This is a genomic window from Bdellovibrio svalbardensis (assembly GCF_029531655.1).
Lineage (GTDB): Bacteria > Bdellovibrionota > Bdellovibrionia > Bdellovibrionales > Bdellovibrionaceae > Bdellovibrio > Bdellovibrio svalbardensis.
The window spans coordinates 75,532-99,369 of the sequence record NZ_JANRMI010000004.1 but is presented as its reverse complement, the minus strand read 5'-3'; the positions used below and the strand labels follow the sequence as shown (position 1 = coordinate 99,369).

22 protein-coding genes and 1 riboswitch are annotated in these 23,838 nt (G+C 46.2%); of the genes, 16 read left to right on the top strand and 6 right to left on the bottom strand.

From position 1 onward, the window contains the following. Nucleotides 1–63: 63 nt before the first annotated feature. The 5 genes from pheS (at nt 64) to NWE73_RS13475 (ending at nt 7,078) form a co-directional block, all read left to right on the top strand. Nucleotides 64–1,101 (top strand): phenylalanine--tRNA ligase subunit alpha, encoded by a 1,038-nt coding sequence (gene pheS, locus NWE73_RS13495; protein WP_277578865.1) that lies wholly within the window; start codon nt 64–66, stop codon nt 1,099–1,101. Further along, a complete protein-coding gene (gene pheT, locus NWE73_RS13490; protein ID WP_277578864.1) occupies nt 1,098–3,533 on the top strand; it encodes a phenylalanine--tRNA ligase subunit beta in 2,436 nt (811 codons plus the stop codon). The genes pheS and pheT overlap by 4 nt, the downstream gene beginning before the upstream one ends. 156 nt (nt 3,534–3,689) lie before the next feature. Next, nucleotides 3,690–4,028, top strand: a complete 339-nt coding sequence (locus tag NWE73_RS13485; protein ID WP_142698220.1) for an integration host factor subunit alpha — start codon at nt 3,690–3,692, stop codon at nt 4,026–4,028. Next, nucleotides 3,994–4,611, top strand: coding sequence for a MerR family transcriptional regulator (locus NWE73_RS13480; RefSeq protein ID WP_277578863.1), 618 nt, complete (start codon nt 3,994–3,996; stop codon nt 4,609–4,611). Before NWE73_RS13485 ends, NWE73_RS13480 begins: the two co-directional genes overlap by 35 nt. Before the next feature lie 158 nt (nt 4,612–4,769). Further along, nucleotides 4,770–4,864: riboswitch (TPP riboswitch) on the top strand. Nucleotides 4,865–4,918: 54 nt separating this feature from the next. After that, nucleotides 4,919–7,078, top strand: coding sequence for a TonB-dependent siderophore receptor (locus tag NWE73_RS13475; protein ID WP_277578862.1), 2,160 nt, complete (start codon nt 4,919–4,921; stop codon nt 7,076–7,078). A 14-nt stretch (nt 7,079–7,092) separates the two neighbouring features. On the opposite strand, the gene ydiK is transcribed toward NWE73_RS13475, so the two are convergent. Then, nucleotides 7,093–8,238, bottom strand: coding sequence for an AI-2E family transporter YdiK (gene ydiK / locus NWE73_RS13470; protein ID WP_277578861.1), 1,146 nt, complete (start codon nt 8,236–8,238; stop codon nt 7,093–7,095). A 185-nt stretch (nt 8,239–8,423) separates the two neighbouring features. Here ydiK and NWE73_RS13465 point away from each other — a divergent pair, with 185 nt between their 5' ends. Continuing rightward, nucleotides 8,424–8,828, top strand: a complete 405-nt coding sequence (locus tag NWE73_RS13465; RefSeq protein ID WP_277578860.1) for a hypothetical protein — start codon at nt 8,424–8,426, stop codon at nt 8,826–8,828. An 86-nt stretch (nt 8,829–8,914) separates the two neighbouring features. Here the strand turns inward: NWE73_RS13465 and NWE73_RS13460 are convergent, their stop codons facing one another. Further along, complete coding sequence (locus tag NWE73_RS13460) at nt 8,915–9,433, bottom strand: hypothetical protein (protein WP_277578859.1); 519 nt, start codon at nt 9,431–9,433, stop codon at nt 8,915–8,917. Between the two features lie 56 nt (nt 9,434–9,489). Between NWE73_RS13460 and NWE73_RS13455 the strand changes: the two genes are divergently transcribed. Continuing rightward, a complete protein-coding gene (locus tag NWE73_RS13455; RefSeq protein ID WP_277578858.1) occupies nt 9,490–11,823 on the top strand; it encodes a fatty acid cis/trans isomerase in 2,334 nt (777 codons plus the stop codon). On the opposite strand, the gene NWE73_RS13450 is transcribed toward NWE73_RS13455, so the two are convergent. Beyond that, the gene (locus NWE73_RS13450; RefSeq protein ID WP_277578857.1) at nt 11,820–12,404 is read right to left on the bottom strand and encodes a histidine phosphatase family protein; all 585 of its coding nucleotides are present in this window, start codon (nt 12,402–12,404) and stop codon (nt 11,820–11,822) included. The two genes, NWE73_RS13455 and NWE73_RS13450, sit on opposite strands and share 4 nt — an antisense overlap. On the opposite strand from NWE73_RS13450, the gene NWE73_RS13445 reads away from it, so the two are divergent. Both NWE73_RS13445 and NWE73_RS13440 read left to right on the top strand, forming a co-directional pair. Further along, entirely contained in the window at nt 12,387–13,193 is an 807-nt protein-coding gene (locus tag NWE73_RS13445) for an EI24 domain-containing protein (RefSeq protein WP_277578856.1), read from the top strand. The genes NWE73_RS13450 and NWE73_RS13445 overlap by 18 nt on opposite strands. 55 nt (nt 13,194–13,248) lie before the next feature. Next, nucleotides 13,249–13,698 carry a Fur family transcriptional regulator gene (locus tag NWE73_RS13440; RefSeq protein ID WP_277578855.1) on the top strand — a complete coding sequence of 150 codons (450 nt, stop codon included), beginning with the start codon at nt 13,249–13,251 and terminating at the stop codon, nt 13,696–13,698. Nucleotides 13,699–13,762: 64 nt separating this feature from the next. On the opposite strand, the gene NWE73_RS13435 is transcribed toward NWE73_RS13440, so the two are convergent. Next, entirely contained in the window at nt 13,763–15,283 is a 1,521-nt protein-coding gene (locus NWE73_RS13435; RefSeq protein WP_277578854.1) for a PAS domain-containing sensor histidine kinase, read from the bottom strand. Nucleotides 15,284–15,434: 151 nt separating this feature from the next. Here NWE73_RS13435 and NWE73_RS13430 point away from each other — a divergent pair, with 151 nt between their 5' ends. The 4 genes from NWE73_RS13430 (at nt 15,435) to pstB (ending at nt 19,072) form a co-directional block, all read left to right on the top strand. Continuing rightward, nucleotides 15,435–16,409: a PstS family phosphate ABC transporter substrate-binding protein gene (locus NWE73_RS13430; protein WP_407652961.1), complete on the top strand. Its 975-nt coding sequence runs from the start codon at nt 15,435–15,437 to the stop codon at nt 16,407–16,409. A 100-nt stretch (nt 16,410–16,509) separates the two neighbouring features. Next, nucleotides 16,510–17,385, top strand: a complete 876-nt coding sequence (gene pstC / locus NWE73_RS13425) for a phosphate ABC transporter permease subunit PstC (protein WP_407652960.1) — start codon at nt 16,510–16,512, stop codon at nt 17,383–17,385. Beyond that, nucleotides 17,386–18,303 carry a phosphate ABC transporter permease PstA gene (pstA, locus tag NWE73_RS13420; RefSeq protein WP_277578851.1) on the top strand — a complete coding sequence of 306 codons (918 nt, stop codon included), beginning with the start codon at nt 17,386–17,388 and terminating at the stop codon, nt 18,301–18,303. It begins immediately after the preceding gene. Between the two features lies 1 nt (nt 18,304). After that, nucleotides 18,305–19,072 (top strand): phosphate ABC transporter ATP-binding protein PstB, encoded by a 768-nt coding sequence (gene pstB / locus NWE73_RS13415; protein WP_277578850.1) that lies wholly within the window; start codon nt 18,305–18,307, stop codon nt 19,070–19,072. Between the two features lie 43 nt (nt 19,073–19,115). Here pstB and NWE73_RS13410 read toward each other — a convergent pair whose 3' ends face one another. Then, entirely contained in the window at nt 19,116–19,487 is a 372-nt protein-coding gene (locus NWE73_RS13410; protein WP_277578849.1) for a hypothetical protein, read from the bottom strand. A gap of 88 nt (nt 19,488–19,575) precedes the next feature. Further along, nucleotides 19,576–20,736 carry a non-hydrolyzing UDP-N-acetylglucosamine 2-epimerase gene (wecB, locus tag NWE73_RS13405; protein WP_277578848.1) on the bottom strand — a complete coding sequence of 387 codons (1,161 nt, stop codon included), beginning with the start codon at nt 20,734–20,736 and terminating at the stop codon, nt 19,576–19,578. A 118-nt stretch (nt 20,737–20,854) separates the two neighbouring features. Here wecB and NWE73_RS13400 point away from each other — a divergent pair, with 118 nt between their 5' ends. From NWE73_RS13400 to NWE73_RS13390, 3 genes are read left to right on the top strand one after another with little or no spacing between them, the layout of a single operon-like run. Continuing rightward, nucleotides 20,855–21,643 (top strand): hypothetical protein, encoded by a 789-nt coding sequence (locus NWE73_RS13400; protein ID WP_277578847.1) that lies wholly within the window; start codon nt 20,855–20,857, stop codon nt 21,641–21,643. Then, a complete protein-coding gene (locus NWE73_RS13395) occupies nt 21,643–23,067 on the top strand; it encodes a glycosyltransferase (protein WP_277578846.1) in 1,425 nt (474 codons plus the stop codon). Before NWE73_RS13400 ends, NWE73_RS13395 begins: the two co-directional genes overlap by 1 nt. Continuing rightward, entirely contained in the window at nt 23,064–23,780 is a 717-nt protein-coding gene (locus NWE73_RS13390; protein WP_277578845.1) for a hypothetical protein, read from the top strand. The genes NWE73_RS13395 and NWE73_RS13390 overlap by 4 nt, the downstream gene beginning before the upstream one ends. Nucleotides 23,781–23,838: the final 58 nt, after the last annotated feature.

The following is a 23,838-nucleotide window of genomic DNA, read 5'->3' as shown; positions in this document are numbered from 1 at the left end:
TGCACTGTGTGAAAAAGCTCAAGTCCTTGAAAAGGCAGTATTTTCAAGCCAATATGGTCCCCTATGTCGACGCAAAAACTAGAATCCATCAAAGACGCTGCCTTAGCCGCTTTCAAAGAAGCTCTAAGCTCTAATAAAAGCACCAAGGACCTTTACGACCTCAAGGTCCAGTACCTTGGTAAAAACGGTTCTCTGACCGAGATCATGAAGGAAATGGCTTCTTTGCCAAAAGAGGAAAAGCCTCTTTTTGGTAAAAAAGTGAATGAAGTGAAGCAGCTTCTAGAGACAGCTTACGCTGAAATCGAAGAGGCTCTGAAAAAATCCGAAATCTCTGCCAAGATGTCGGCGGAAGAGTTGGATATGACTTTGCCGGGATTCACTCGCAACAAAGGTTCACAGCATCCTGTGAATATGGTTGTGGAGGAAATTTTCGGAGTGATGTCACGTCTTGGTTACAGCGTGCGAACGGGTCCACTCATAGAGAAAGATTATTATAACTTTGAAGCCTTGAATATCCCTGCAGATCATCCTGCGCGCGATATGCAGGATACATTCTTCGTCGACAAGACTCACGTGCTTAGAACGCATACTTCGCCAATCCAAATTCACTCATTGGAAACTGAAGAGCTTCCTTTGCGTGTGATAGGAACAGGCCCGGTATTCCGTTGTGACTCGGATATTTCGCATTTGCCGAATTTCCACCAAATTGAAGCTTTGTGTGTCGATGAAAAAGTTTCGATGGCGGATCTAAAAGGGACGATTAGTTTCTTTGTACGCGAATACTTCGGACCGGGCTTGAAAACTCGTTTCCGTCCAAGTTTCTTCCCTTTCACAGAGCCTTCTGCAGAAGTGGATTGCTCTTGCCCAATTTGTAAAGGCAAAGGCTGCAGTCTGTGCAAACACTCGGGTTGGATTGAAATCGGCGGTTGCGGTCTGGTGAATCCGAAAGTGTTCCAGTCAGCCAAAATTGACACTCAAAAATATCAAGGTTTTGCTTTCGGTTTTGGTGTCGAGCGTATGGCTATCATCAAATACGGTATCGAAGACATTCGTTTGTTCCCTGAAAATGACGTTCGTTTCTTAAGGCAGTTTGTAAAATGAAGATCAGTTTAAAATGGCTCCAAGATTATGTGGATGTGAATGAGTTCTTCTCTAAACCGGAAGTTCTGGGCGAGGCTTTGACTCGTGCGGGATTGGAAGTGGAAGAGATCACCAATCTTGCAAAAGATTTCAATCATGTGGTGATCGGTCATATTCTAGAAAAAGACAAACACCCAAATGCCGACAAACTTTCTTTGTGTCGTGTTTCTACGGGCGATGTTGTTCATCAAATCGTTTGCGGAGCACAAAATCACAAAGCGGGCGACCGTGTGATCGTGGCTTTGCCAGGTGCAGTTTTGCCAGGCAATTTTGCAATTAAAAAATCAGCCGTTCGCGGCGTGGACTCAGCCGGCATGCTTTGCTCTTTGAAAGAGCTGGGCTTGGCGAAAGAATCTGATGGTATTGAGATCTTGCCTGCGGATGCGCCCATTGGAAAACCTTACGCTGAGTACGGTGGGTATGACGATATCACTTTCGAATTGAAAGTGACTCCGAACCGAGCGGATTGCTTAAGTCATTTTGGTTTGGCTCGCGAAGTGGCTTGTTTGCTTGGTAAAGATTTGAAAGCTCCTGCAGCGGAGCCGAAAGTTTCTTCTCAGTCTTCAAAATCAGCAATTGCTCTTGATGTAAAAGCTTTTGACCTTTGCCCTCGTTACACGGGTCGATTTATTAAGGGTGTTAAAGTCGGACCAAGTCCAGCCTGGTTGAAGAATCGCATTGAAAGTGTTGGCTTGAATTCGATCAATAACATCGTCGACGTCACAAACTACGTGATGATGGAGTTGGGCCAGCCTCTGCATGCTTTTGATGCTAGCTTCATTGCTGGCAAGAAGATTGTGGTCGATCGAGCGACAGCGGGTGAAGCCTTCATCACTTTGGATGGCACAGAAATCAAACTTACTGGCGAAGAGCTTACAATCCGTGATGCCAATCATCCGGTCTGTTTGGCGGGTGTTGTTGGTGGTAAAAACTCTGGCGTCAGTGATGCGACTGTCGATTTATTCTTGGAAAGTGCTTACTTCGTTCCGGCAAGTGCGCGTAAAACTTCACGCGCTCATGGTATCACGACGGATTCTGCTTACAGATTTTCTCGCGGTGTGGATCCAGATGGGGCTTTGCGTGGTTTGAACCGTGCGACGGCTTTGATCTTGGAAGTGGCTGGTGGTGAAGCATATGGCGATCATCATGATTTCTATCCAAATCCTGTTAAGAAATCTCCGGTGACGATCTCGGTGCAAACTGTTTCAGATCGTTTGGGCTATGAGGCCTTGGAAGACAAGTTTGTAGACTTCATGAAACGTTTGGGTTGTGAGATTGCAAAATCTGGAAGTTCATACAGCGTTCTTCCTCCAACATTCCGTTTCGACTTGGAACAAGATATGGACTTGGTCGAAGAGTATGCGCGTCTTAACGGTTACGAGCATATCCCTGAAACTTTGCCGGTTTTCATTAAGCCTCCGTCAAATCACGACAAAGGTTTCATGTTGAACAGATCCACAAGTGAACTGGTGCGTGCGGAAGGTTACCAACAAGCGGTGAACTTCGCCTTTGTTGGTTCTAAAGCCGAAAAAGCTTTCTTGGGGGCCTCCGCAGCTTTGAAATCTGCAGGTTTCGCGATCAGCGAGAAAGAGATTCGCATTATGAATCCACTCAATGAAGAGATGGACGTGATGAGATCTTCTTTGAGTTTCGGCCTTTTCAGAAACTTAAACACCAATTTCCACTACGGTAATATGCAAGGCCGCTTGTTTGAAATCGGCAGCACCTTCTTCGTAAAAGAAGACGGCAGTTATGGTGAAAGCAGTCATATGGGCTTTGCTCTTTGGGGCAAGTCAGACAACCTTTGGAATAAGTCTTTGGACTATCCAATCGTGTTTGAACTTAAAGCTACAGTTGAAGCTTTGATGAAATCCTTGAATATTTCTTCTTATACGTGGGTGACTCCTCCCAAAACAGAAGTCCCTGCATTTATGCATCAAGGGCAATATGCTCAACTGATGGTTGAAGGGAAGAAAGTGGGCTTCATTGGAACTCTTCATCCAGTTCTTTTGGATGAAAATAAAATCAGAGTTCCAGCAGCGATCGGCGAATTCGATCTTGATCAGTTGTATAAGGGTCAACCTCGTCCATATCGTATCTCAAGCATTTCGAAGTTCCCGGTGGTTGAGCGCGATTTCGCCTTCCAAATGGATAAATCTTTGAAAGTCGGCGATGTTTTGAAAGATATTCGAAAAGCCGCCGCTGGTTTGCTTGTGAATGTGGAAGTTTTCGATCTTTATGAAGGCGACAAAATGGAAGCGGGTAAGAAATCCGTTGCGATCCGTTTGTGGCTTCAAGATAAGAATGCCACACTGCAAGAAAATCAAATTAATGAGGTTTCTACGAAGGTACTTGAAAGCTTGAAGAAGAATTTTGATCTTTCTGTGAGATAAATTCTTGATTGTTTTCAAATGCTTGCTAGGCTTAAGGTAAGTAAGCACGCAAATGTTGGGTTTTAAGACGCTGTTTTAGACTGAATATCAGCTGCTTATTGCAAAAAGAAAAGGTGAAGGATCACAATGGCTGGCCAAAACTTAGGTAAATCAACTGTGACGAAGGCCGATATCGTCGAGAACGTATATCAAAAAATCGGATTCTCGAAGAAAGAAGCTTCAGAGCTGGTTGAACTTTGTTTCGATACCTTGAAGACTGTTTTGCAAAACGGTGAAAAGGTTAAGATTTCTGGTTTTGGTAACTTCGTCGTTCGCGGAAAAAACGAACGTATCGGACGTAACCCACAAACTGGTGAACAAATTAAGATCTCTGCACGTCGTGTTCTCACTTTCAGACCGTCTCAAGTATTGAAGGCGATGTTGAATGGTGAAGAGTACGCCCATCTCAAGGATGATGACGATGACGACGACGATGACTACGGTGATGATGAATAATTCAATGGATTCAGCGATGGATTCATTGGGTGAAGTACAAACGGCAGATCTCAACGCTTCCCAAGAAGTGGTCGAAGAGCAAATGAGTTTTGATAATTCAGAACTCAGCTTGGGTGATCAACATCTTGAGTTTATTGAGGAGACAGCCGAAGAAGCTACTGTTGTTGCAGTCTCTTCTGTTTCCATCCCAGCCATGCTGTGTGATGAAAAACTATTGGAAGAGATCCAAGCGATTCCCAACAAAATGGGATTCAAAATCGGCGACGTCGCTGAAATCCTAGGTATCAAGCAATACGTTTTGCGCTACTGGGAAACAGAGTTCGACGTTCTTCGTCCGAAAAAAGCCTCTAACAACCAACGCATGTACACTCGTAAAGATGTCGAAAATGCCTTGTTGATCAGAAAGCTTTTGCATCGCGATCGTTTCTCAATCGAAGGCGCAAGAAACGCCATGAAAGAACTAAAAGCTCATGTCCGCAAAGAAAAGGACATGACTCAAGTTTACTCAAAAATAAACAACCTCAACGATGCTGTTGAAGACCTCATTCTCGACATCCGAAGAGTTCGCAACCTCTTCATCTAATTTCCTAAAGTTCCACTTTAAATAAAAAAAGGCTGCTCAAAAGGCAGCCTTTTTTTATTCTGAAAGGTACGCCGTACCTTTTTGCGACGCACAGGGTGAAGCAAAAGGTGCCAGGCACCTTTTGCTTTTGACAGGGAACTTTGATTCGACGATAAAGCCAGCCGAGCTAGGGGTGCTGCCATCGGGCGGCTGAGAAAAACCCTTTGAACCTGAAAGAGATAATTCTCGCGCAGGGAAGCAAGTAAAGAATCAAGGCCCAGAAAGACTGGCGCGCGAAACTTTTCATGCTTCCCTAAAAAGGAAAGCCATGGAAAGAAAAACAGTCACCGTTAAGTCAATCAAATCAGCTAAATCAGTAGTTTCAAATCTTACACTAACGATTGCATTGTTCAGTCTGCCTTTATACGCGCAGACGGAAACTCCATCTGATTTGAATGTGCAAACGATTCAGATGAATAAGGTCGAGATTCAAGAACAGTCTCAGGAGGCCGCGAGTGACCTGACTGGCTTTGCAGAGCTTCCGGCAAAGAAGCTTCCGATCTCGACGACGAAGGTTTCTGAAAAGAAAATTCAAGAGAACAACATTCAACGTTTAGCTGATGTCACCAAGTTGGAAGCCTCGACGACGGATAGCTATAATGCCACCGGGTACTGGGACATGCTCAATATTCGCGGATACACATTGGACAATCGCAACAACTATCGCCGAGAAGGTCTGCCGATAAGTGCAGAGTCCTACATTCCTTTGGACAACAAGTCGAATATTGAAATCTTGAAAGGGCTGAGTGGAGTGCAGGCGGGTGCCAGCGCTCCCGGTGGGCTTGTGAATTACGTGGTCAAAAGACCTACTGGGAAAAATATCCAAGATATTCATACCGAATTCACCGACAGTGGTGATGCTTTGGTTGCTGCTGATGTTGCTGCGCAAATGAAAGATGCAGATCAGTTCGGTTATCGTTTGAATCTGGCGCAAGAAAAGTTAGATCCTCATCTTAAGAATGCGGAGGGCTCACGCTCGCTGGTGAGTTTAGCCGGTGACTGGCGCTTGCCAAAAGAATCCTTGGTTGAAGCAGAGGTCGAATGGTCGCGTCGCTCGCAACCGAGTCAATCGGGGTTCAGTCTTTTGGGAACAAAGTTGCCGGACCCCGTTGATCCCAATTTAAATTTAAACAATCAAGCCTGGTCTCAACCGGTGGTGTTCTCTGGCTTGACGAGCACACTGCGCTTTACGCAAGTTATCAGTGCACCGTGGAGTTGGTCCATCATCGCTGGAGTTCAGTCTTTGAGCACGGATGATCGATTGGCCTATGCTTACGGTTGTACCAAGGATAATGCCTACGATCGTTTCTGCTCTGACGGAACCTTCGATATGTACGATTATCGCAGTGAAAATGAAAGTCGTGTGACTCAGGCCGTGAAATTGAATCTGCAAGGCCAAGTGAATACCGCAGCCGTTCGCCATGACTTAAATATCGGCGTTCTAGGAAGTGCCATGAAGGAAAGATATCAGAGGCAGGCATACAACTATGCCGGTGTTGGTAATGTTCAAGGCACAGGAGTGGGAACGGCGAATCCTGCGCAAAATGATGAGGCAACCAATCGTGATGCGGGAAGTGCGGAACTTTTTATCACTGATTCTATGCAATTTGAGCGCTGGAGAGCATGGTTGGGTGTGCGCTACACTTATATTGATCGCAGCAGTGTGCGCACAGATGGATCACGTCCGACGAGTTATACGCAAACCTTCCCAATTCCGTGGGCGGCATTGTCTTATGATTTTGAAAAGTGCATGGCTTATATCAGCGCAGGAGAGGGCTTGGAATCTTTCGTGACACCAAACAAGAGCGGTTACACCAACCGCGGACAATATCTTGATGATGTCAGAAGCAAGCAAATCGAAATCGGCCTGCGTGGTGGTGAGCTGATTTCATGGAGTGTTGCGGCCTTTAGAATTCAACGTCCCGTCGTCGAAGATCAAAAGCCCAACTATCAAGTCGATGGTGAAGATGAACATCGCGGTATTGAAGTGCAAAGTGCGATGGCGCTGGGGCGTTGGGAAGTGGGCACTTCGTTGATGGGCCTTCAGGCAACTCGTCAGGGGAGCAGTTTAAATTCAGCTGTGAATGGACATATGCCAGTGAATGTTCCGACCAATGCTTTGCGTTTGAATGTAAATTATCAAGTTCCAGGTGTTTCTGGATTGAACATCAATTCACGTATGGTTCACGAAGGGGAGCGTGCGGTGGTCTCTGATAACAGCATCATGATTCCAGCTTGGACTCGTTTCGATGCGGGACTTTCCTATTCACAGGCAGGGTTGATTGGAAAGAAAACCACCATTCGTTTCTCTGTGGAAAATCTTGCGGACCAACGTTATTGGAGAGAATCACCCACCCAATACGGACATATTTACCTCTACCCGGGGGAAGCACGCAGTCTCGTTTTGAGTTTGGATGCGCTGTTGTAGTTAGAAAAGAACTCTCAGTGATCCAAGAATTCCTGCGGCATGGGGGCGCTCGACAAAGTTGATGTATTCGGCGAGATTTTGTCAGAAGGAATTTCAGCGCTCGTTTCAAAGGTCTCGGTTTCTAACACCCAAGCTTGCAACAAGCGATAGGTGACTGCAAGAAACACGGGGCCAATGAAAAGTCCGACAACACCAAAACTTAAAAGACCTCCAATAACCCCCGCTAAAATCAGTAGCAATGGCAGGTCAGCTCCTCTTTTGATCAGCAAAGGTCTTAGGAAATTATCAAGTAGGCCCACGGCGAGCGTCCATACAAGTAAGGCTGTGCCTGCAGAAGATTTATCGTGGGTGTACATCCAAGCGACCCCAATCAGCATAGGAATGGTGGGGCCGAGTTGGGCGATACAAAATATAAACATCAAAGCAACAAGGACTCCGGTAAAGGGAATGCCCGCGAGCCACACTCCAAGTCCACCCAAGATGGATTGAACCAACGCTGTGACGACGATTCCCAGTGCGACGGCTTTGATCGATTGTCCGGCTAAAATGACTGAAGACTCTCCGCGATCTCCGGCGATACGACGGCAGAAAAGAATCAAAGAACGGGCAACTTTTTCTCCGGTAGCATAAAAAATCCCCACCAAGGCAATCGTCAGTATAAGGTGGACGAATAACAGGCCTGTGCTTTGGGCTGCGCCTACAATCCAAGAGGCAGCACTTCTAGCGTAAGGTTGAAGATACTTTGCCAAACTTCCCGAACCCTCGGCCGCAATGGTATTCCATTTTTCTGAAATTCTAGAACCCAAAACTGGTGCTTTAAGTAGCCATTCGGGAGCTGGCGGCAGCGTAAAGCTTTCAAGATTTCTGGCCCAAGTGATCGCTTCATCGGCACGGGAAAGAAGCGCGTAGACTGCTAGGGTTAAGGGAAGAAGTACAATCAATGCCATCGCGGCAACCATGCAAGTCACGGCCAGTTTGCGGCTGTTGCCAACATGGCGCTGCACTGAAAGTAATAGGGGCCAGGTCGCAACAACAATCATCGCGGCCCAAACAATCGCGGCAATAAAGGGGCTTAATACCCAGATGCAGCCCGCAGCCAAGATGGCGATTAAGAAAGTTGCGATCAGAGTTCTAGTAAGACCCGTTGGCGCTGATTCCATGTCTCTCAGATTCAATTTGAATGTAGCTTAAAGCAACGGGTATGAGGCTTTCTGGAGGAGATACACATTTACATTTGTTAACCAACAGTGAGAAAAAGCAAAAAAATTCCAAAAAAAATTCAAAGCCCCTTGGCATTTCCTCCTAATCACGTTAGGTCATGCCCATTAAACAAAAGGATGAAACCATGAAATCAGTTGTGTTCACGTTAGTGATGCTTTTCTCTGCAATTTCTTTCGCTGATGAAAGAGTTTTTGATTGTACGGCGACGGCTTTGTCTCGCAATTCAGAACGTCCTGAAGATACAAATATCGACAAAAATCCAAACATCATTTTCAGACAAGGTTTGAAGCAATGGTCATTGCAAGTTGGGGATCTTCTTTTGAATACCCGCGATGCAAAAGGTCCTGCTTTGGCAATGGAAGCTGGTGCTGCAACAGCAACTCTCGTTCGTTACGATTTCTGGGTTGAAGCTTCTTATGAGTACGAATTCGTAGTGAGCGTGAAAGACCACTCTGCGAAACTTTTCTGGTGGGGTCTTGGCGAAAGAGTTCACGTTGGCAACTTCCAATGTGAAGTTATCGAACAGTAATCGGTCGTGTTTTAGGACTAAAGATTTAAAAATAAAAAAAAAAGCCCAGCCTCTTCACCGAGACTGGGCTTTTTTTGTATCAAAATTTAGTGACGAATAACTTCTGGAGAAGCTTCTTTTGCAAGTTCGTTGAGGCAATCAACGAAGAACTTGCAGATGATGAACAAATGAATTTGTTCATTGGCATCCAAAGCAGGCTCCAAGTCCGGAGACATGAAAAGTTCTTCCAACATGTAGTTCAAGATCTCAGGCTGGCCATCGCCGCTTTCTTTTTCTTGAAGCTCGACGATCATATCGTCGCTCATATTCAAATACTTTTCGAACTCAGCTTCGCTTTGTTCAAAGCGAGTGACAACTTCATCTTCAGTCATCGGGCGGATGGCTTTGTATTTGTCCTCAAAAGCCTTGTTGAGGATTAAAGCCATCATGAAGCCAAGATCTTGAGCGCCTTCGCTCATATCTTCAATAAACTCCATAAAGAATCCGCCAAGATCTGGTTGAACCTCAAAAAGATGTTCAGAGGCCTTTTCTAATTCAGTTTCCTCCGCGATCCCGCAAATTTTATCGATAGAGTCTTGCACGATTTGAAAAGGGATTTTTTCCATGATCTTCCTCAACTTTGTGTTTAGTATTGGCAGAGAATACAAGGGAGTCCAGTTTGATGCAATTTATTAAGATCTTAACAGTCTGTTTTATTTCAGTTGTGATGGCCGGCGTCTTCAATGCTCCCGCTCTGGCGCAAGAACCCAATCTCGATTTTTACACTCAAAGAGTGCAGCCGATTTTTAACAATCGCTGTCTCTCTTGCCATAGCTGTTTTAATGCTCCCTGCCAGTTGAACCTGCAAAACTTTGATGGTTTTGCCCGCGGCGCCTCGAATCTCAATGTTTATAATGGATCTCGTCTAAAAGCTGTGGAGCCTACGCGCATGTGGGTCGATGCGAAGTCTACGGAGGCTTGGCGCAAAAAAGGTTTCTTTGACGTCCACACATCGAATCAGCCGAATCTGGATCTCTTTTTCAGCATGGTCAATTTACGTTCTTCTAAGCCACGCGCTTCGATCTCTAAGGGAGTTGCGGAATCTCAAGTCTGCGCGGCCAATATGTTGGAGTTCAAAGTATTAGAACTAACAGCCCCTGAGCTTGGAATGCCCTATGGATTGCCACCCATCGCTTCTGAAGATCTGGCCATCTTGGAAAACTGGGTTAAGAATGGGGCGCAGGGCCCCACTGCCGAAACTAAAAAACAGTTTCATGCGATCTCGTCAGAAAGCTTGAAGCAGGTTCGTGAGTGGGAAGGGTTCTTCAACCGCGATGATTTACGCCAAAAGTTGGTAAGTCGTTATCTTTACGAACATCTTTTTTTAGCTCATATCTATTTTCCGAATAGCCCCCGCGAGTTCTTTAGATTGGTACGATCTAGCACCGCCTGCGATAAAGGCGTCGAAGAAATTGCAACTCGCAGACCCAATGATGACCCGGGAGTTCGAAATGTCTTCTACTGCCTGCAGAAGTTCCCGGGCACGATCGTTATGAAGACCCATCTTCCTTATGAGTGGAACCCTGAGAAGATGAAGCGCTATCAAGAGCTGTTTTTCTCTGGCAATTGGACAGTGAGTTCACTTCCCAACTACAAAAACAGCGTTGCCGAAAATCCGTTTATAGCCTTTAAGGATATTCCGGTGAAAGCTCGCTATCAGTTTCTTTTGGATGATGCCCAGTACGAAGTGGCAACCTTCATCAAAGGCCCGGTTTGTAACGGCAGTCAGGCTGTAAACTCTATTCAAGAGCAGTTCTACACCTTCTTCTTAAGTCCTGATGCTGACAATATGGTGTTGTCTCCAGATTACGAAAAGAAGGCCAATAATCTTTTGATCCTTCCTGGAATGTGGGGGAGTGATATTGAGCTCTTGGATACGCCTCTGTTCTTGAAAAAGTTGGTCGACTATCGAGAGGCTTATCGCAAGCTTCGCGTTGAGGAATTAAAGAAAGTCCGTCCAGAGGGCTACTCTTTGAAAGACATCTGGGATGGTGACGGAAATAATCCGAATGCGGTTTTGACAGTATTTCGTCATGATCAAAATGCAGTGGTCATGAAGGGCGCCGTTGGCGATCTTTCGAAGACGGCCTTTGTTTTGGATTATCCGTTGTTGGAGCGTTTGGTTTACAACTTGGTCGTAAACTTCGATGTCTTCGGAAATGTCAGTCATCAGTTGCTGACTCGCGACTATATGGACTTGATCCGTATGGAAGCTGAGGAGTTGTTCCTGATGTTCCTTCCGCCAGAGCAGCGCATTACTTATCGCAGGGCCTGGTATCAAGGGTTGTTCGCGTCTGCGAAAATGAACTATATCTTCCCAACAGTTGGATTCAGTGAGCCCACAGGAATTCGCTACACAGATCCCAATAAGACAAAAAAACAATTCGTGGAAAAGATATTGTTCTACCGAATGAATGAGAAGGTGCGCGGTTCTCTGGATGCTTTGAATTGGAAGAATTTAGAGCTTCCCGAAAGTCTACTGGGTGAATTTAAAGCCACGGGTTATGATGCTGAATTCCGCCGTATTGCTTCGGTCCCGGCTAGTAGCAAGCCATTTGCGCAGTTCTTCCCGGATGTCGCCTATGTGATGGTGAAAGGGAAAACCGGAACGAAAGTGTATTCTTTGATTCACAATAAAGAGCACGAAAATATTTCGTGGATCACTGGAGAATCTTTGCGTATGGCTCCCCAGGAGGACACTTTGACTTTCCGAGAGGGGTATTGGGCTTCTTATCCGAATATGATCTTCACTGTGAATGGAAAAGATCTTAAGAAGTTTGTCGATAAGATTTCGGGAATCAAGTCCGACAAAGAATATCAAGCTCTTGTTGATGGTTACGGCGTGCGCAGACAAAATCCAAAATTCTGGGTGCACTACGATGAGCTGAATAAGGTCTATCGCGACACCAACCCGGTGAATTTTGGTTATCTCGATCTTACTCGCTATGATCTTTAAAAAATAAAGCCTTTTTCTTCACTCCACTGCACGGTGAAAACCGAGCAGTTGGGGACGGGAAGAGGCTCGGTAAGGGTGGGTCTTAATTTGTGCAAGAAACGTCTCATCATCAGGCCGTGTGTACAAAGCCCTGCTGTAGTGAAAGACTCTTCTCGACAGAATTTTTCCAAGGCTGAAGTAAATCTCGCTAGAGCCTGAAATCCTGTTTCTCCGTCCTTGAAGGCGAAGTCAAAGTGGGCCGGATTCACAGATTGCCAACGCTTCCATTTTTCCTCGCCGTGCTGACTTAGAACTTGCTCGTAAGTCAGTCCCTCGATCTCGCCTAATTTCACTTCGCGAAAATCAGGTGAAATCAGATAAGGTGCCGCCAGTTTTTGGTTGGCAATTTGCGCCGTTTCTTGGGCGCGGCTTAAATCACTGGTCAAAATCACCTCCACTGGATTCTTAACAAAAAAATCCTGAAGACTTTGCGCTTGTTTGCGTCCCTCGTCATTGAGAGGAATGTCAGTGTGCCCCTGAAGACGTTGAATATTGTTCCAGTCAGTTTGTCCGTGGCGGAAGAGATGAATGATTTTTGGCATGATGAGCCTATTGAAGCACTTGCTTCTGTAGAGAGGAAGGTCAAATATCTAGAAATGAGCAAAATTCTTGAAGCACTTCGACAATCCTTTGAGTCACTCCTCAGTCTGCGCATGTTCTTGTTGGTCATTATACCGCCCATGTTTGCGGTGGGGGTGATTTTTTTCATATTCTTCGCAAGCTGGGAAGGCTGGAGTCTTGGACTTACAAATTTCCTCCACACCTTTGGTCCGATGAATTGGTTGGAGAATCTGATTGGTTTTCATGAGATCGCGGGCTTCGTTGCAATGATCGCCTTGGTGTTGCTGTTTATTCCAATGGCCTATCTGACGGCGGTGATTTTCACCTCGATTTTTGTTTTACCGATTGCTCTCAAGTGGGTCGCGGAGGCCGACTTCAAACATCTGGAAAAAAAGCGCGGGGGCTCCATTGTTGGAAGTCTTTGGAACACTCTATTCGCGACAGGAGTGTTCGTGGTCGCTTTTTTTGTGACTTTGCCTTTGTGGTTTTTGCCGGGCTTCCAATTGCTGGTGCCGTTGATTTTGACTTCTTGGTTGAATAAGAAAGTGTTCCTTTATGATGTTCTTCAGGACTATGCCAGCCAGGAAGAACGCCGTCAGATCGAAAAGGAAGAGTCTCACAGACTTTACGGGATGGGCATGTTGCTGGGATTGTGCTCTTATATCCCCCTGGCGATCTTTATCGTGCCGGTCTTTTCTGCTCTCAGTTACACCTATTACGGTTTAAATGAACTGAGTCGCCGCCGAGGCTTGGTGCAGGGTAAATCTTAGTCTTTTTCAAATAGCTGGGGTGGATTTTCCATTCTAGATAGGGTATGACCTCTTTGTGAGCAAATGTAACCACGAGCGCAAAAATATTGATATCGACTCCCTCAATGAGCGAGTTCGTAAAGCGGGGATGAAACTCACCCAGCAGCGCATGCAAATGCTGAAGATCCTTCTTCATCATCCGGAGCCTATTTCAGCGGATGAAATTTTCAAAAAAATTGATTCCAAAGCTGACGGTATGGATCTGGTTACGATCTATCGCATTCTTAAAAAATTCGAAGAAGCAGAATTGGTTTCCCGCCTTGAATTCGGGGATGGGGTTGCGCGCTTCGAACTGACGCTAGAGTCAGGTCATCACCATCATCACGTTATCTGTCGTCAATGTCAGCGTGTTGAACCTTTGCATATTTGCGACCTTGCTGCGCACATCAAAATGGTCGAAGGAATGGGCTACAAACAAGTGTCCCATCGCCTCGATTTCTTCGGTCTCTGTTCTAAATGTCAGTAAATTACTGCGCCGAGTGAAGCAAAAGGTGCCTGGCACCTTTTGCGGAGAACGTGACAGCTTTTGCTTATTCTGGATTTTGCTGAAGGCGGGGGACACGGATCACGAAAGTGGTGTTTTTTGTTCGCGGCTCCAAAAAGAGTTCTCCATTGTGACTCTTCACGATGCCCGATGAAATACTCAGGCCCAAACCTGTACCCTTGCCAACTTCCTTGGTTGTGAAGAAGGGTAGCATGATTTTCTCTGCTTCTTCCTCGGAAATTCCAATTCCAGAGTCGATCACTTTGATGTCGATATATTCATCTTGAGCTTCCACTTTGACTTGAATCCATTTTTCTTCCAGCTCTTGAATCGCATCAAAAGAATTATTGAGAAGATTCAATAGAACTTGCTCGATTTGCACCAAACGGCATTCGATCTCAAGTTCTTCGTCAACTTCTTCCACGACGATATCGACGCCATGATTGTAAAATCGAGTGCGACAAAACTCTAAAGTTTCAGAGATGATCTCTTTAACGCTGACGATATCAAAAGGGTCATTGGAACCTTCGCGAGAGAAAGATCTCAACGACTTGACGATCTTTGCAATTTTATCTGCGGTGCGACTGATACTTTCGGCAGCTTGTTTGATCTTTTCAGTGTCAGGACGGCCGCTCTCCACCATCTGTGTCAGCTGGAAGGCGCGCGCTTGGATGACCGTTAAAGGATTGTTGATCTCATGGGCGATACCGCCAGACATTTCCCCCAGTGCCGCCATCTTGGTATTGGCAATTAACTTGGCACGGGCCTCTTCAATTTGTCGTTCCGTTTGAATCTCTTCTGTGGAGTCCCAACAGACGCCGTAGATTCTTGAATCTTGCCCGGGGCTTAAGAATCTTCCATAGCAGCGGACGTGATGAATCTCGCCATTGTCCCAAGTGACACGGTAGGTGAGATAGACGTCTTGCTTGAGTCGGACGGCTTCGTCGAAGCGCTGTTGGACAATCTCGGCATCTTCTTTATGAATTCGCTTTCTAAACTCTGCGAGGGCATTGGCTTCCATATTGGATTCACCGCTATGAATTTGGTACATGCGCGCATCCCAGCGAGCCGACTCTTGCAGAACATCCCATTCCCAAGTGCCCATGTTTGCCGCACCTAATGACATATTGAGTTTCTCAATGGTTTTCTTCAAGGTCTCTTCATAGGCTTTGCGATCATCAATATCAGTTGCGACCCCAAGAAGTGAAAGGACCTTGCCCTCGGTATCACGAGTGAAAACAGTGACGCGGTCGCTGAGCCAATGATATTCGCCTTTTTGATCCTTAAATCTGTATTCAAGCTCAATCACTTCGCCGTCTTTGAGGCTTAGAACTTTGGCAAGACTCTCTGCCAAGTAGGGGATGTCGTCCGGGTGCATGGTTTGCGCCCAGTAATCAGGGCCCATGGCGCGAACTTCTTCGACCGAATAACCATACATTGCCTGCACGCGTTCGTTGAACCACACCATGCTCTGCTCGACGACGTCGAAGATGTAGATGCTATTGGGAATAGCACGATTGATTTTTTCAAGCAGATTGGTTTGATCTTTAAAGGTCGTGTTGGTCATCGAGATTTAGTTTACTCGAAATCTGCTCTAACGCGAAATGGCTAAATCATAATAAAACCTTAACATTACACCGTTGCGTGGTGATGCTAGTCTTTAGTCTGTAGAGGTGTGCTTGAGTTTAGCTGGAGTAACATTGTTGATTAAAACCATCATGGCGTCAGTCCTATTGACGCAAGCACAGGCTCAAGTGCCTGTGATCCGCATTGATGGCTCCAGCACAGTCTTCCCAATCACTGAAGCCATGGCAGAGGACTTTCAGACTATGGTGCGCGGAAAAGTTCGTGTGACCGTTGGAGTTTCCGGCACAGGCGGTGGATTTAAGAAATTCTGCCGTGGGGAAACCGACATTCAGGATGCCTCTCGTCCTATTCAGCAAAAAGAGCTGGAAGCCTGCCGCGCCAAAGGCGTTAAATTTATCGAAATCCCCATTGCTTTTGACGCAGCTGCTATCGTCGTCAGCACCAAGAACACTTGGATTCAACAGATCTCAATTCCGGAACTCAAGAAGATCTGGTCACCTGATGCCCAAGGGAAGATCAAAAAATGGAGTGACGTCAATCCGGCATGGCCCCAAGAACGTTTGAATCTTTATGGCCCCGGATCAGACTCAGGCACTTTTGATTATTTTACTGAAGCCGTTGTTGGGAAAGCGCACTCCTCTCGAGGCGACTATACCGCCAGCCAAGATCACAATGTGACTGTGGCCGGTGTGACTCAGGACAAGTGGGCCTTGGCATATATTCCGCTTTCTTATTACGAAGAAAACAAAAGTAAACTGAAAGTCTTAGGTTTGATTGGCGGAGAAAAATCTCCGAAAAAGTCTGAACCTGTTTTGCCAAGCCGTGAGACTGTGGAAACGGGCGTGTATTTTCCTTTGTCACGACCGATCTTTATTTACGTGAATGAAGCTTCTTTGAATAAACAGTGGGTGGCGCAGTTCGTGAAATATTATTTGAAGGAAGCGCCGCGAATTGTTCCTGAAGTGAAGTATGTTCCCTTGCCAGCAAAAGCCTATGAAATGGGGCTTTCTCGCGTGCAGGGTAAAAAGCTGGGGACCGTGTTTGGCGGTCATTCTGAAATTGGTCTGAAGTTGGATGAGCTTTTGAACCGCGAGGGTTCGCTATAATGTTTCAGTTCAACTATTCTTACACGTGGGTGTCGTGAGTAAAAAAAATCAACTTCGTAAACTTTCCGAATTCACTTCGGCGGACCATCCGGTTCGTCGTATGCGCCGTTTGAAAGAACGTGTGATCGAATTCATTCTTTTTCTTGCCGCAGCCTCTTCTGTTTTGGTGACTGTTGGAATCGTCGGAATCTTGGTGATGGAGAGTATTCCGTTCTTCGAGACCGTGACCTTGAAAGAGTTCCTCACTGACACCGAATGGACTCCGCTATTTGAAAACGCCCATTATGGGATCTTGCCTTTAATCAACGGAACTTTCTTGACGACAATGATCGCTTTGATCGTGGCCATTCCATTGGGGACGATTGCGGCAGCTTTCTTGAGCGAATACGTTCGTCCCGGAGTGCGCGAAGTTTTAAAGCCGATTCTGGAAATGCTCGCAGCAGTTCCTACAGTTGTTTACGGTTACTTTGCTTTGCTCTTTGTCACGCCTCTGTTGCAAAAGGTGATTCCTTCTTTGGGAGGATTTAACGTTTTAAGTGCGGGCTTGGTGATGGGTGTGATGATCATTCCTTACGTGAGCAGTTTAAGCGAAGATGCCATGCGATCTGTGCCAGGGCATTTGCGCGAGGCTTCGTTCGCAGTGGGGGCTTCACGCATGCAAACGGCTTTCCGCGTGGTGATCCCGGCGGCATTTTCAGGAATTACTTCCGCTTATGTGTTGGGGATTTCTCGTGCCTTTGGTGAAACGATGGTTGTGGCCATTGCCGCAGGGATGCAGCCGAATTTGACTTTGAATCCCACAGAGCCAGCTGCGACGATCACCGCGTTCATCGTGCAGGTCAGTCTTGGTGACTTGCCTCACGGTTCGATCGGTTTTAGGTCAATCTATGTCGCGGGCTTAAGCCTTTTGATTCTCACTTTGTGTTTTAATATTATCGGCCTGTGGCTACGCAAAAAGTTTCAGGAGAAGGAATAGATGGAAACTCGGGAAGAGCTTCTAGCGAATATCAAAGGACGCCAAAGATGGGATTTTATCTTTGCGATGATGGGGCTGATGTCTTTGATGTTTGCTTTGTTGACCTTGCTGGCTTTGATCGTGGATCTGGCGATGACCGGTGTGCCTCGCATTGATTGGGCCTTCTTCACTAATTTCCCGTCGCGCTTCCCTCAAAAAGCGGGGATCTTGTCAGCGTGGGTGGGGTCCTTCTGTATTATGATGACGACAGCTTTCTGTGCGATCCCCTTGGGAATTGCTGCTGGCGTTTATCTGGAAGAGTACGCGAAGAAAAACTGGGTGTCGCAACTGATTGAGCTTAATATTATTAATCTCGCAGGGATTCCGTCCATCACTTACGGTTTGATGGCATTGGGTCTTTTTGTTTATCAATTTAAACTGGGGCAAAGTATCCTCACTGCCGGTTTGACCTTGGGGCTTTTGGTCTTGCCGATTATTATCGTAACCACGCGCGAAGCCATTCGTTCGATTCCAAATATTATCAGAGAAGCCAGCTATGCGATGGGTGCGAGCAAATGGCAGACTATCCGCTATCATATTTTGCCATACTCCACAGGCGGAATTCTGACGGGAGTGATCATCTCATTGTCCCGTGCTATCGGAGAGACCGCTCCTTTGATCACAATCGGGGCTTTGACTTTCATTGCCTTTTTGCCCACGCCGCCGATTACGGGGCATGTTCCTTTTGTTAGTTTTCAGTGGCTCATGGATCCATTCACCGTAATGCCGATTCAGATGTTCAATTGGCTATCACGTCCTCAGGCTGAGTTCCATGTGAACGCGGCAGCGACGGGTGTGGTGCTTTTGTGTATGACTTTGATTATGAATGGCGGAGCGATTTACTTGCGCTCTCGTTTCCGTAAAAAGATGAAGTGGTAGTATGGAATTGACAGTTCGTGCAGAAGTGAAAAATTTGAAATTCTCTTACGGAGAAAAACGCGTATTGAATGGCGTGACGTTGCCTATTCACGAAAACCGCGTGACTGCCTTAATTGGCCCTTCAGGTTGCGGCAAAACAACTTTGCTTCGTTGTTTTAATCGCATGCATGATCTTTATGCCAATGCTAATTATGACGGGGAGATCCTGCTTCATCCAGGTGGCATCAATATTCTGGGTAAAGAAATTGATCCGATGGAAGTGCGCATGCGTATCGGAATGGTTTTCCAAAAACCAAACCCCTTCCCAAAAAGTATCTATGAAAACGTTGCCTACGGATTGAAAGTTCGCGGCGTAAAAAAGAAAAGTTTCATCGAAGAACGTGTCGAAAAATCTTTGCAACAAGCCGGACTTTGGGAAGAAGTGAAGGATCGTTTAAGCTCTCCAGCAACAGCTCTGTCTGGTGGTCAACAGCAACGTCTGTGTATTGCTCGCGCTCTAGCAACTGAGCCTGAGATCCTTTTGCTCGATGAACCAACCTCAGCCTTGGATCCGATCTCCACACGTCACATCGAAGAACTCATCCAGGAACTTCGCAAAGACGTCACCATCGCCATTGTCACACACAGTCTGCATCAAGCAGCCCGCGTGTCTGACTACACCGCCTTCATGTACCTAGGCGACCTTGTCGAATTCGGCGCCAGCGACCAAGTCTTCACCAACCCTCGCGACCCCAAAACCGAAAACTACATCACCGGCCGCTTCGGCTAAAAGGTACGCCGTACCTTTTTGAGGCTCGTCGCATTAGTTGGTATTAAGCTTTTTCAATGCGCACCACTCGTGCGCAGCCTTGGCAGATTTCAGTGATAGGCCAGTTGAGTTCTGCTTTCCGAACTACAACTTCGGTGTGACAATGGGGGCAGGTGGTTGAGCCACTTAAAACCTGACCTTCAGATTTATATCCTCTGTGAGCGAAGAAAAATCCTAAAGCAAAAAATAGCGGAACCAAGACAAAGTGAAAGACGGGGATTAGAATCGATAAGATCGCAAGACCCCAGAACAAAGCCAACTTACGAAGAGCCACTTGCATTTTTTGTGTTTGATTGAAAGTTTCAATATAAACGAAGCCATCACTGCGTCGTTCATCGCTGACATTTGCTTGGATAAGAATCTTTTCGCCGTCCATGGGGATAGTGTCCTCCTCGGGTTAACATATGTCAAACCGAGGGGAGCTTAAGGAGATGCAACATATCATAGACAGAGAGGAAAACGCCTCAAAGCTGTTCTGCGAGGACATTTAAAATACGTTCACAAGATTTGCCATCGCCGAATGGGTTTTTAGCATGCGACATCTTGTTATAAATTTCAGGAGTATCCAGAACCTCTTCAGCTGTTTTTAAAAAAGCCAAATGCTCCAAAGGAATTAACTTGGATGTTCCCGCGAGAATAGCCTCCGGGCGTTCTGTTTTCTCGCGAGCCACAAGAATTGGCTTTCCTAGTGAAGGAGCTTCTTCCTGAATCCCACCAGAATCTGTGATGATCAAATGAGCTTGGTTCATTAAATACACGAACGGTACATAGTCGATGGGTTCGCAAAGCCAAATTTTGCTTTGTCCAGGCTGTACGGATTGTCCTTTGTCGATCCAGCAAGCAGCATCTCCAAAAATCTTTTCGGCAGAGGCACGTACTTGGGGGTTCATATGGAGAGGGATGAGTAGCTCGACGTCCTCACGTTTAGAAAGAGCAACAAGGCCTTTCATAACTTCTTCCATCGGTTTTCCGAAGGATTCCCGGCGATGCACAGTCACAAGAATGAGTTTCTTTTTAGGATTTAAAAAAGAATACTTCTGTGTAAATTGCTCTCCCAGAGTCGATGCTGTAAGTCGTTTATTCACCTCAAAAAGAGCATCAATTCCAGTATTGCCGGTCACAAAGATGCTTTCTGGACTATAGTGTTCATGCAAAAGATTTTGTTTCGAAGTCTCGGTGGGGGCAAAGTGAAACTTTGCAACCAAGCCCGTTGCCTTGCGATTAAATTCTTCGGGATAAGGGGAGTAGATATCTCCTGAACGAAGGCCCGCTTCCACATGGATTACGGGAATACGATGGTAGAACGCTACAAGGCTGGCTATAAAACAACTTGAAGTGTCTCCCTGTACAACGATTCCATCTACTTTGTGATTTAACAAGTAGTCGTTCAATCCCTTCATTACACCCATGGAAATATCAACTAAGCTCTGTCCAGGTTTCATCAAGTCTAAGTCGAAGTCCGGCGTGATATCAAAGAAGTTTAGAAGTGGTTTAAGCATTTCACGATGTTGGCCGGTTGAACCTACAACAACATGAAATCGTTTATCTTCTTTTGCACGAAGAATGAACGGAGCTAGCTTGATGGCTTCAGGGCGCGTCCCAAATACGACAAGAATTGTTTTCATCAATTTAAGATATTAAGCAGATTACTCTTTGGCAACTTTAATATGTTTACAGGAGTTTAACTCCTCATCATCCAGCCCCTCCTTTAACGTCTCCTCTCCGAACAAAGGGGAGGGGCTAATGCAGAAAAACCACTTATTCAAGCAGGTCGCATTTCTTGCGCTGATATTGTCTGCAGCTTCCTCTTGTTTTGCGGCAAGTGAAGTGGGTACGACAAGTTCAGATTTTTTAAGTTCTTCGAAGAAAAGTTACGAAGAACTCTATTCTGAAAGCAGCTACTACGAACAGTACAATCTTGTCACCGACACGAGAGTTCGCTACTACCAGCCCTTGCACTTAAGCGAGACTTTGGGACTTGATGCCTACGCAGGTGCGAATCTTCAATATCAATCTTCTGGAGCAAAACAGAAGTACTTTGATAATGCCGTGACTCCCTATGTTGGCATTCAAGGCAATTTGTTTAAACGCATTTTCTTACAACTGCAGGCCGGCGTCAGAACTGTCATCAATGATAAGCGTGAAAGTAACACGACTCAGTGGGATCCCCGAGTCATTTTGAGTGCCGGTGATTTCTGGCACTGGCCAACGCAACAAGTATTCACCGAAGCCTATGGTGAAGTAGCCTATGTTCCAAGGTTAGATGCTACGCCGGTTTCGACGGGCTGGATAAAGCAAGGTTATCGCTTTAAGCCCACAGCCAGCGTGAATCTTGATCCTTACGCCGAATTTTACTCACGCGAAAGTCGAAGTCCTGATTTGGGTCCGTCTATGACGGAGGCCCGCTTCGGTCTTCGCAGTCAGTGGCTTCGCGGAAGTTGGAATGTGGCCGCTCTTGTCTATCACCCTGTGAATCGCAAAGTCACACAAGGTGATGTTGAAGGTCTTCTTGTTGTCGGGGGAGTTTTCTAATGGAAATGAGTTTGGGATTTGAAGAGCTATTCGTTGGATTTACTTATCTGGTGGTGGTCGCAACTTCGATTTTTACACTGGATGATCTGTTCATTGATGCCGTGGCCTTTGTGCGAAACTTAAAACCTCGAGTCATCAATCTGTCAGTGTTGGGCAGGATGAAGCGCAATTCCCAAAAGCAAATTGCCATTATGATCGCCAACTGGAAAGAGGCGGAAATTCTGGGGCCTATGATCCGCGGAAATATCCGAGGTCTAGACTATGAACGCTATACATTTTTTTTAGGAGTTTATCCAAACGACACGGCCACCTGGGAGGAAGTAAGTAGACTTGAAAAGCTCTATCCCAATAAAGTGGTCGTCGTCGTAAACTCTTTGCCGGGCCCGACCTCTAAAGGGCAAATGCTGAATGAAATTGCCAGGCAGGTGCTGGCCTCTGAGGAAGCTAGCAAGAAACGTTACGATCTTTTCTTGATGCAGGATTCTGAAGACGTCTTGCACCCGCATTCGCTGACCTTGATGAACTTTTACAGTCAAGAGGCGCACTTTATTCAAATTCCTGTATTTTCATTTGATGTGCCGAAGTTGTCTTTAGTTGGTGGTGTCTATATTGATGAGTTCAGTGAGTCTCACACCAAAGATCTTTTAGTTCGCCAGGATCTGGGGGCTGCGATCCCATCCGCGGGAGTTGGAACTTGCATGTCGCGCGATTTGGTCGTTGGCATGATGCTTCAGCAAGAGGGGCGCTTCCTGAAGGAAGACACTTTAACTGAAGACTATCACTTAGGAATCATGGCGAAGCCCATGGGTTTTAAGAGTCAGTTTGTATGTACTCAAATTGAAAGCGCAGATGGCACCAAAGAATTTGTCGCGACTCGAGAATATTTCCCATCGAAATTCATGGCCAGTGTTCGTCAGAAATCCCGTTGGACTTTAGGTATCGCCTATCAAGGATCTCAAAACATTCAATGGAGTGGATCTTGGGTGGATCGCTACTTCTTGCTGCGCGATCGCAAGGGTCCTGCTTGCAGTATTTTGGTGCTGCTTGCGACGATAGTTTTTGTGGGCTTCTTGGGGATCTATTTGTCGTCTCACAGCGTGTCAGCGGCCTTCAAGAATCCTATCTTGCAAGCTCTAGTCTTACTAAACACAGCGGGAATGCTCATCCGTCTTCTGCAAAGAATGCGTGCGGTTTATCGAGTGAACGGTCTTGCACAATCAGTCATGGTGTTGCCACGCTGGTTTGTCGCAAACGCGGTGAATGTGATGGCTTCTTATCGCGCTCACATGACTTTCAAAGAGAGTATTCGAACGGGAACAAGACCTGTCTGGGTAAAGACTGATCATCAAATCCCAGCTCATTTTGGTGCGTTGGAAGTAGTTCCAGCAACAGCAATCCCTGCGGTGGAGGCGCAATCCCAATGAAACTTATAAACTTAATTTTCATAGCAGGCAGTGTGACCTCTTTAAGTTGGGGGGCAGTTCATGTTATTTCTCGAGAGCTCGCTGCGCAGCAAAGTGAAAAGTGCATTCAGATTTTTCATGACTCCAAAAAAGAAGCCCGGGGCGTTCTTAAATACTTGCAGGGTTTTCCAGACTACACTCAATATGTGAAATCTATCGACCAGTACGAACGCGGTGATATTGAGAAGTGTCAGGCAACGATTTATATCGGTTCGAAGGAAGAAAGCCTGGTTCCGCGTGCGTTTACTGATGACTATGTGAAGACCTCCAAGAACGTTGCCTGGTTGGGATATAATATTTGGCAATTAGGAGACCAGTTTGAACGAGTCTTCGGTCTGCGCTATATAGGCTTTGCTTTGCCGCATCCTTCTTTAGGGAGTGAGATCATCTACAAAGGACAAAGCTACAAAAAGCGGTCGATGGCCCGGAAACAAGTCGAGCTGTTGGCAGTGAATTCTTTGAAATTTGAGATTTTAGCGGAAATTCGCAGTGATCAGTCCCGCGAAGTCATTCCCTATGTCGTGCGTGCAAAGAATCGCTTCTACTACGCTGATGTCCCGGCAGAGTACTTGACTCACACCGAGCACGCATCGATCTTTGCCGATATTCTGGCAGAGATGGTAGGGGTGCCAGCTCAAAATAAGGCCCGCAGCATTTCGAGCAATGCGCTCTAAGCTTAGATAGGCCTATGTCTAGCAAATCTGGATAGCTTGACCCACTGGGATGGCACTC

Excerpts from the sequence above, each read along its gene's own strand:
- pheS (WP_277578865.1), top strand. The coding sequence starts at position 64 with ATGTCGACGCAAAAACTAGAATCCATCAAAGACGCTGCCTTAGCCGCT.
- pheT (WP_277578864.1), top strand. The coding sequence starts at position 1,098 with ATGAAGATCAGTTTAAAATGGCTCCAAGATTATGTGGATGTGAATGAG.
- NWE73_RS13480 (WP_277578863.1), top strand. The coding sequence starts at position 3,994 with ATGACGACGACGATGACTACGGTGATGATGAATAATTCAATGGATTCA.
- NWE73_RS13475 (WP_277578862.1), top strand. The coding sequence starts at position 4,919 with ATGGAAAGAAAAACAGTCACCGTTAAGTCAATCAAATCAGCTAAATCA.
- ydiK (WP_277578861.1), bottom strand. The coding sequence starts at position 8,238 with ATGGAATCAGCGCCAACGGGTCTTACTAGAACTCTGATCGCAACTTTC.
- NWE73_RS13465 (WP_277578860.1), top strand. The coding sequence starts at position 8,424 with ATGAAATCAGTTGTGTTCACGTTAGTGATGCTTTTCTCTGCAATTTCT.
- NWE73_RS13460 (WP_277578859.1), bottom strand. The coding sequence starts at position 9,433 with ATGGAAAAAATCCCTTTTCAAATCGTGCAAGACTCTATCGATAAAATT.
- NWE73_RS13455 (WP_277578858.1), top strand. The coding sequence starts at position 9,490 with ATGCAATTTATTAAGATCTTAACAGTCTGTTTTATTTCAGTTGTGATG.
- NWE73_RS13445 (WP_277578856.1), top strand. The coding sequence starts at position 12,387 with ATGAATGATTTTTGGCATGATGAGCCTATTGAAGCACTTGCTTCTGTA.
- NWE73_RS13450 (WP_277578857.1), bottom strand. The coding sequence starts at position 12,404 with ATGCCAAAAATCATTCATCTCTTCCGCCACGGACAAACTGACTGGAAC.
- NWE73_RS13435 (WP_277578854.1), bottom strand. The coding sequence starts at position 15,283 with ATGACCAACACGACCTTTAAAGATCAAACCAATCTGCTTGAAAAAATC.
- NWE73_RS13430 (WP_407652961.1), top strand. The coding sequence starts at position 15,435 with ATGGCGTCAGTCCTATTGACGCAAGCACAGGCTCAAGTGCCTGTGATC.
- pstC (WP_407652960.1), top strand. The coding sequence starts at position 16,510 with ATGCGCCGTTTGAAAGAACGTGTGATCGAATTCATTCTTTTTCTTGCC.
- pstA (WP_277578851.1), top strand. The coding sequence starts at position 17,386 with ATGGAAACTCGGGAAGAGCTTCTAGCGAATATCAAAGGACGCCAAAGA.
- pstB (WP_277578850.1), top strand. The coding sequence starts at position 18,305 with ATGGAATTGACAGTTCGTGCAGAAGTGAAAAATTTGAAATTCTCTTAC.
- NWE73_RS13410 (WP_277578849.1), bottom strand. The coding sequence starts at position 19,487 with ATGGACGGCGAAAAGATTCTTATCCAAGCAAATGTCAGCGATGAACGA.
- wecB (WP_277578848.1), bottom strand. The coding sequence starts at position 20,736 with ATGAAAACAATTCTTGTCGTATTTGGGACGCGCCCTGAAGCCATCAAG.
- NWE73_RS13400 (WP_277578847.1), top strand. The coding sequence starts at position 20,855 with ATGCAGAAAAACCACTTATTCAAGCAGGTCGCATTTCTTGCGCTGATA.
- NWE73_RS13395 (WP_277578846.1), top strand. The coding sequence starts at position 21,643 with ATGGAAATGAGTTTGGGATTTGAAGAGCTATTCGTTGGATTTACTTAT.
- NWE73_RS13390 (WP_277578845.1), top strand. The coding sequence starts at position 23,064 with ATGAAACTTATAAACTTAATTTTCATAGCAGGCAGTGTGACCTCTTTA.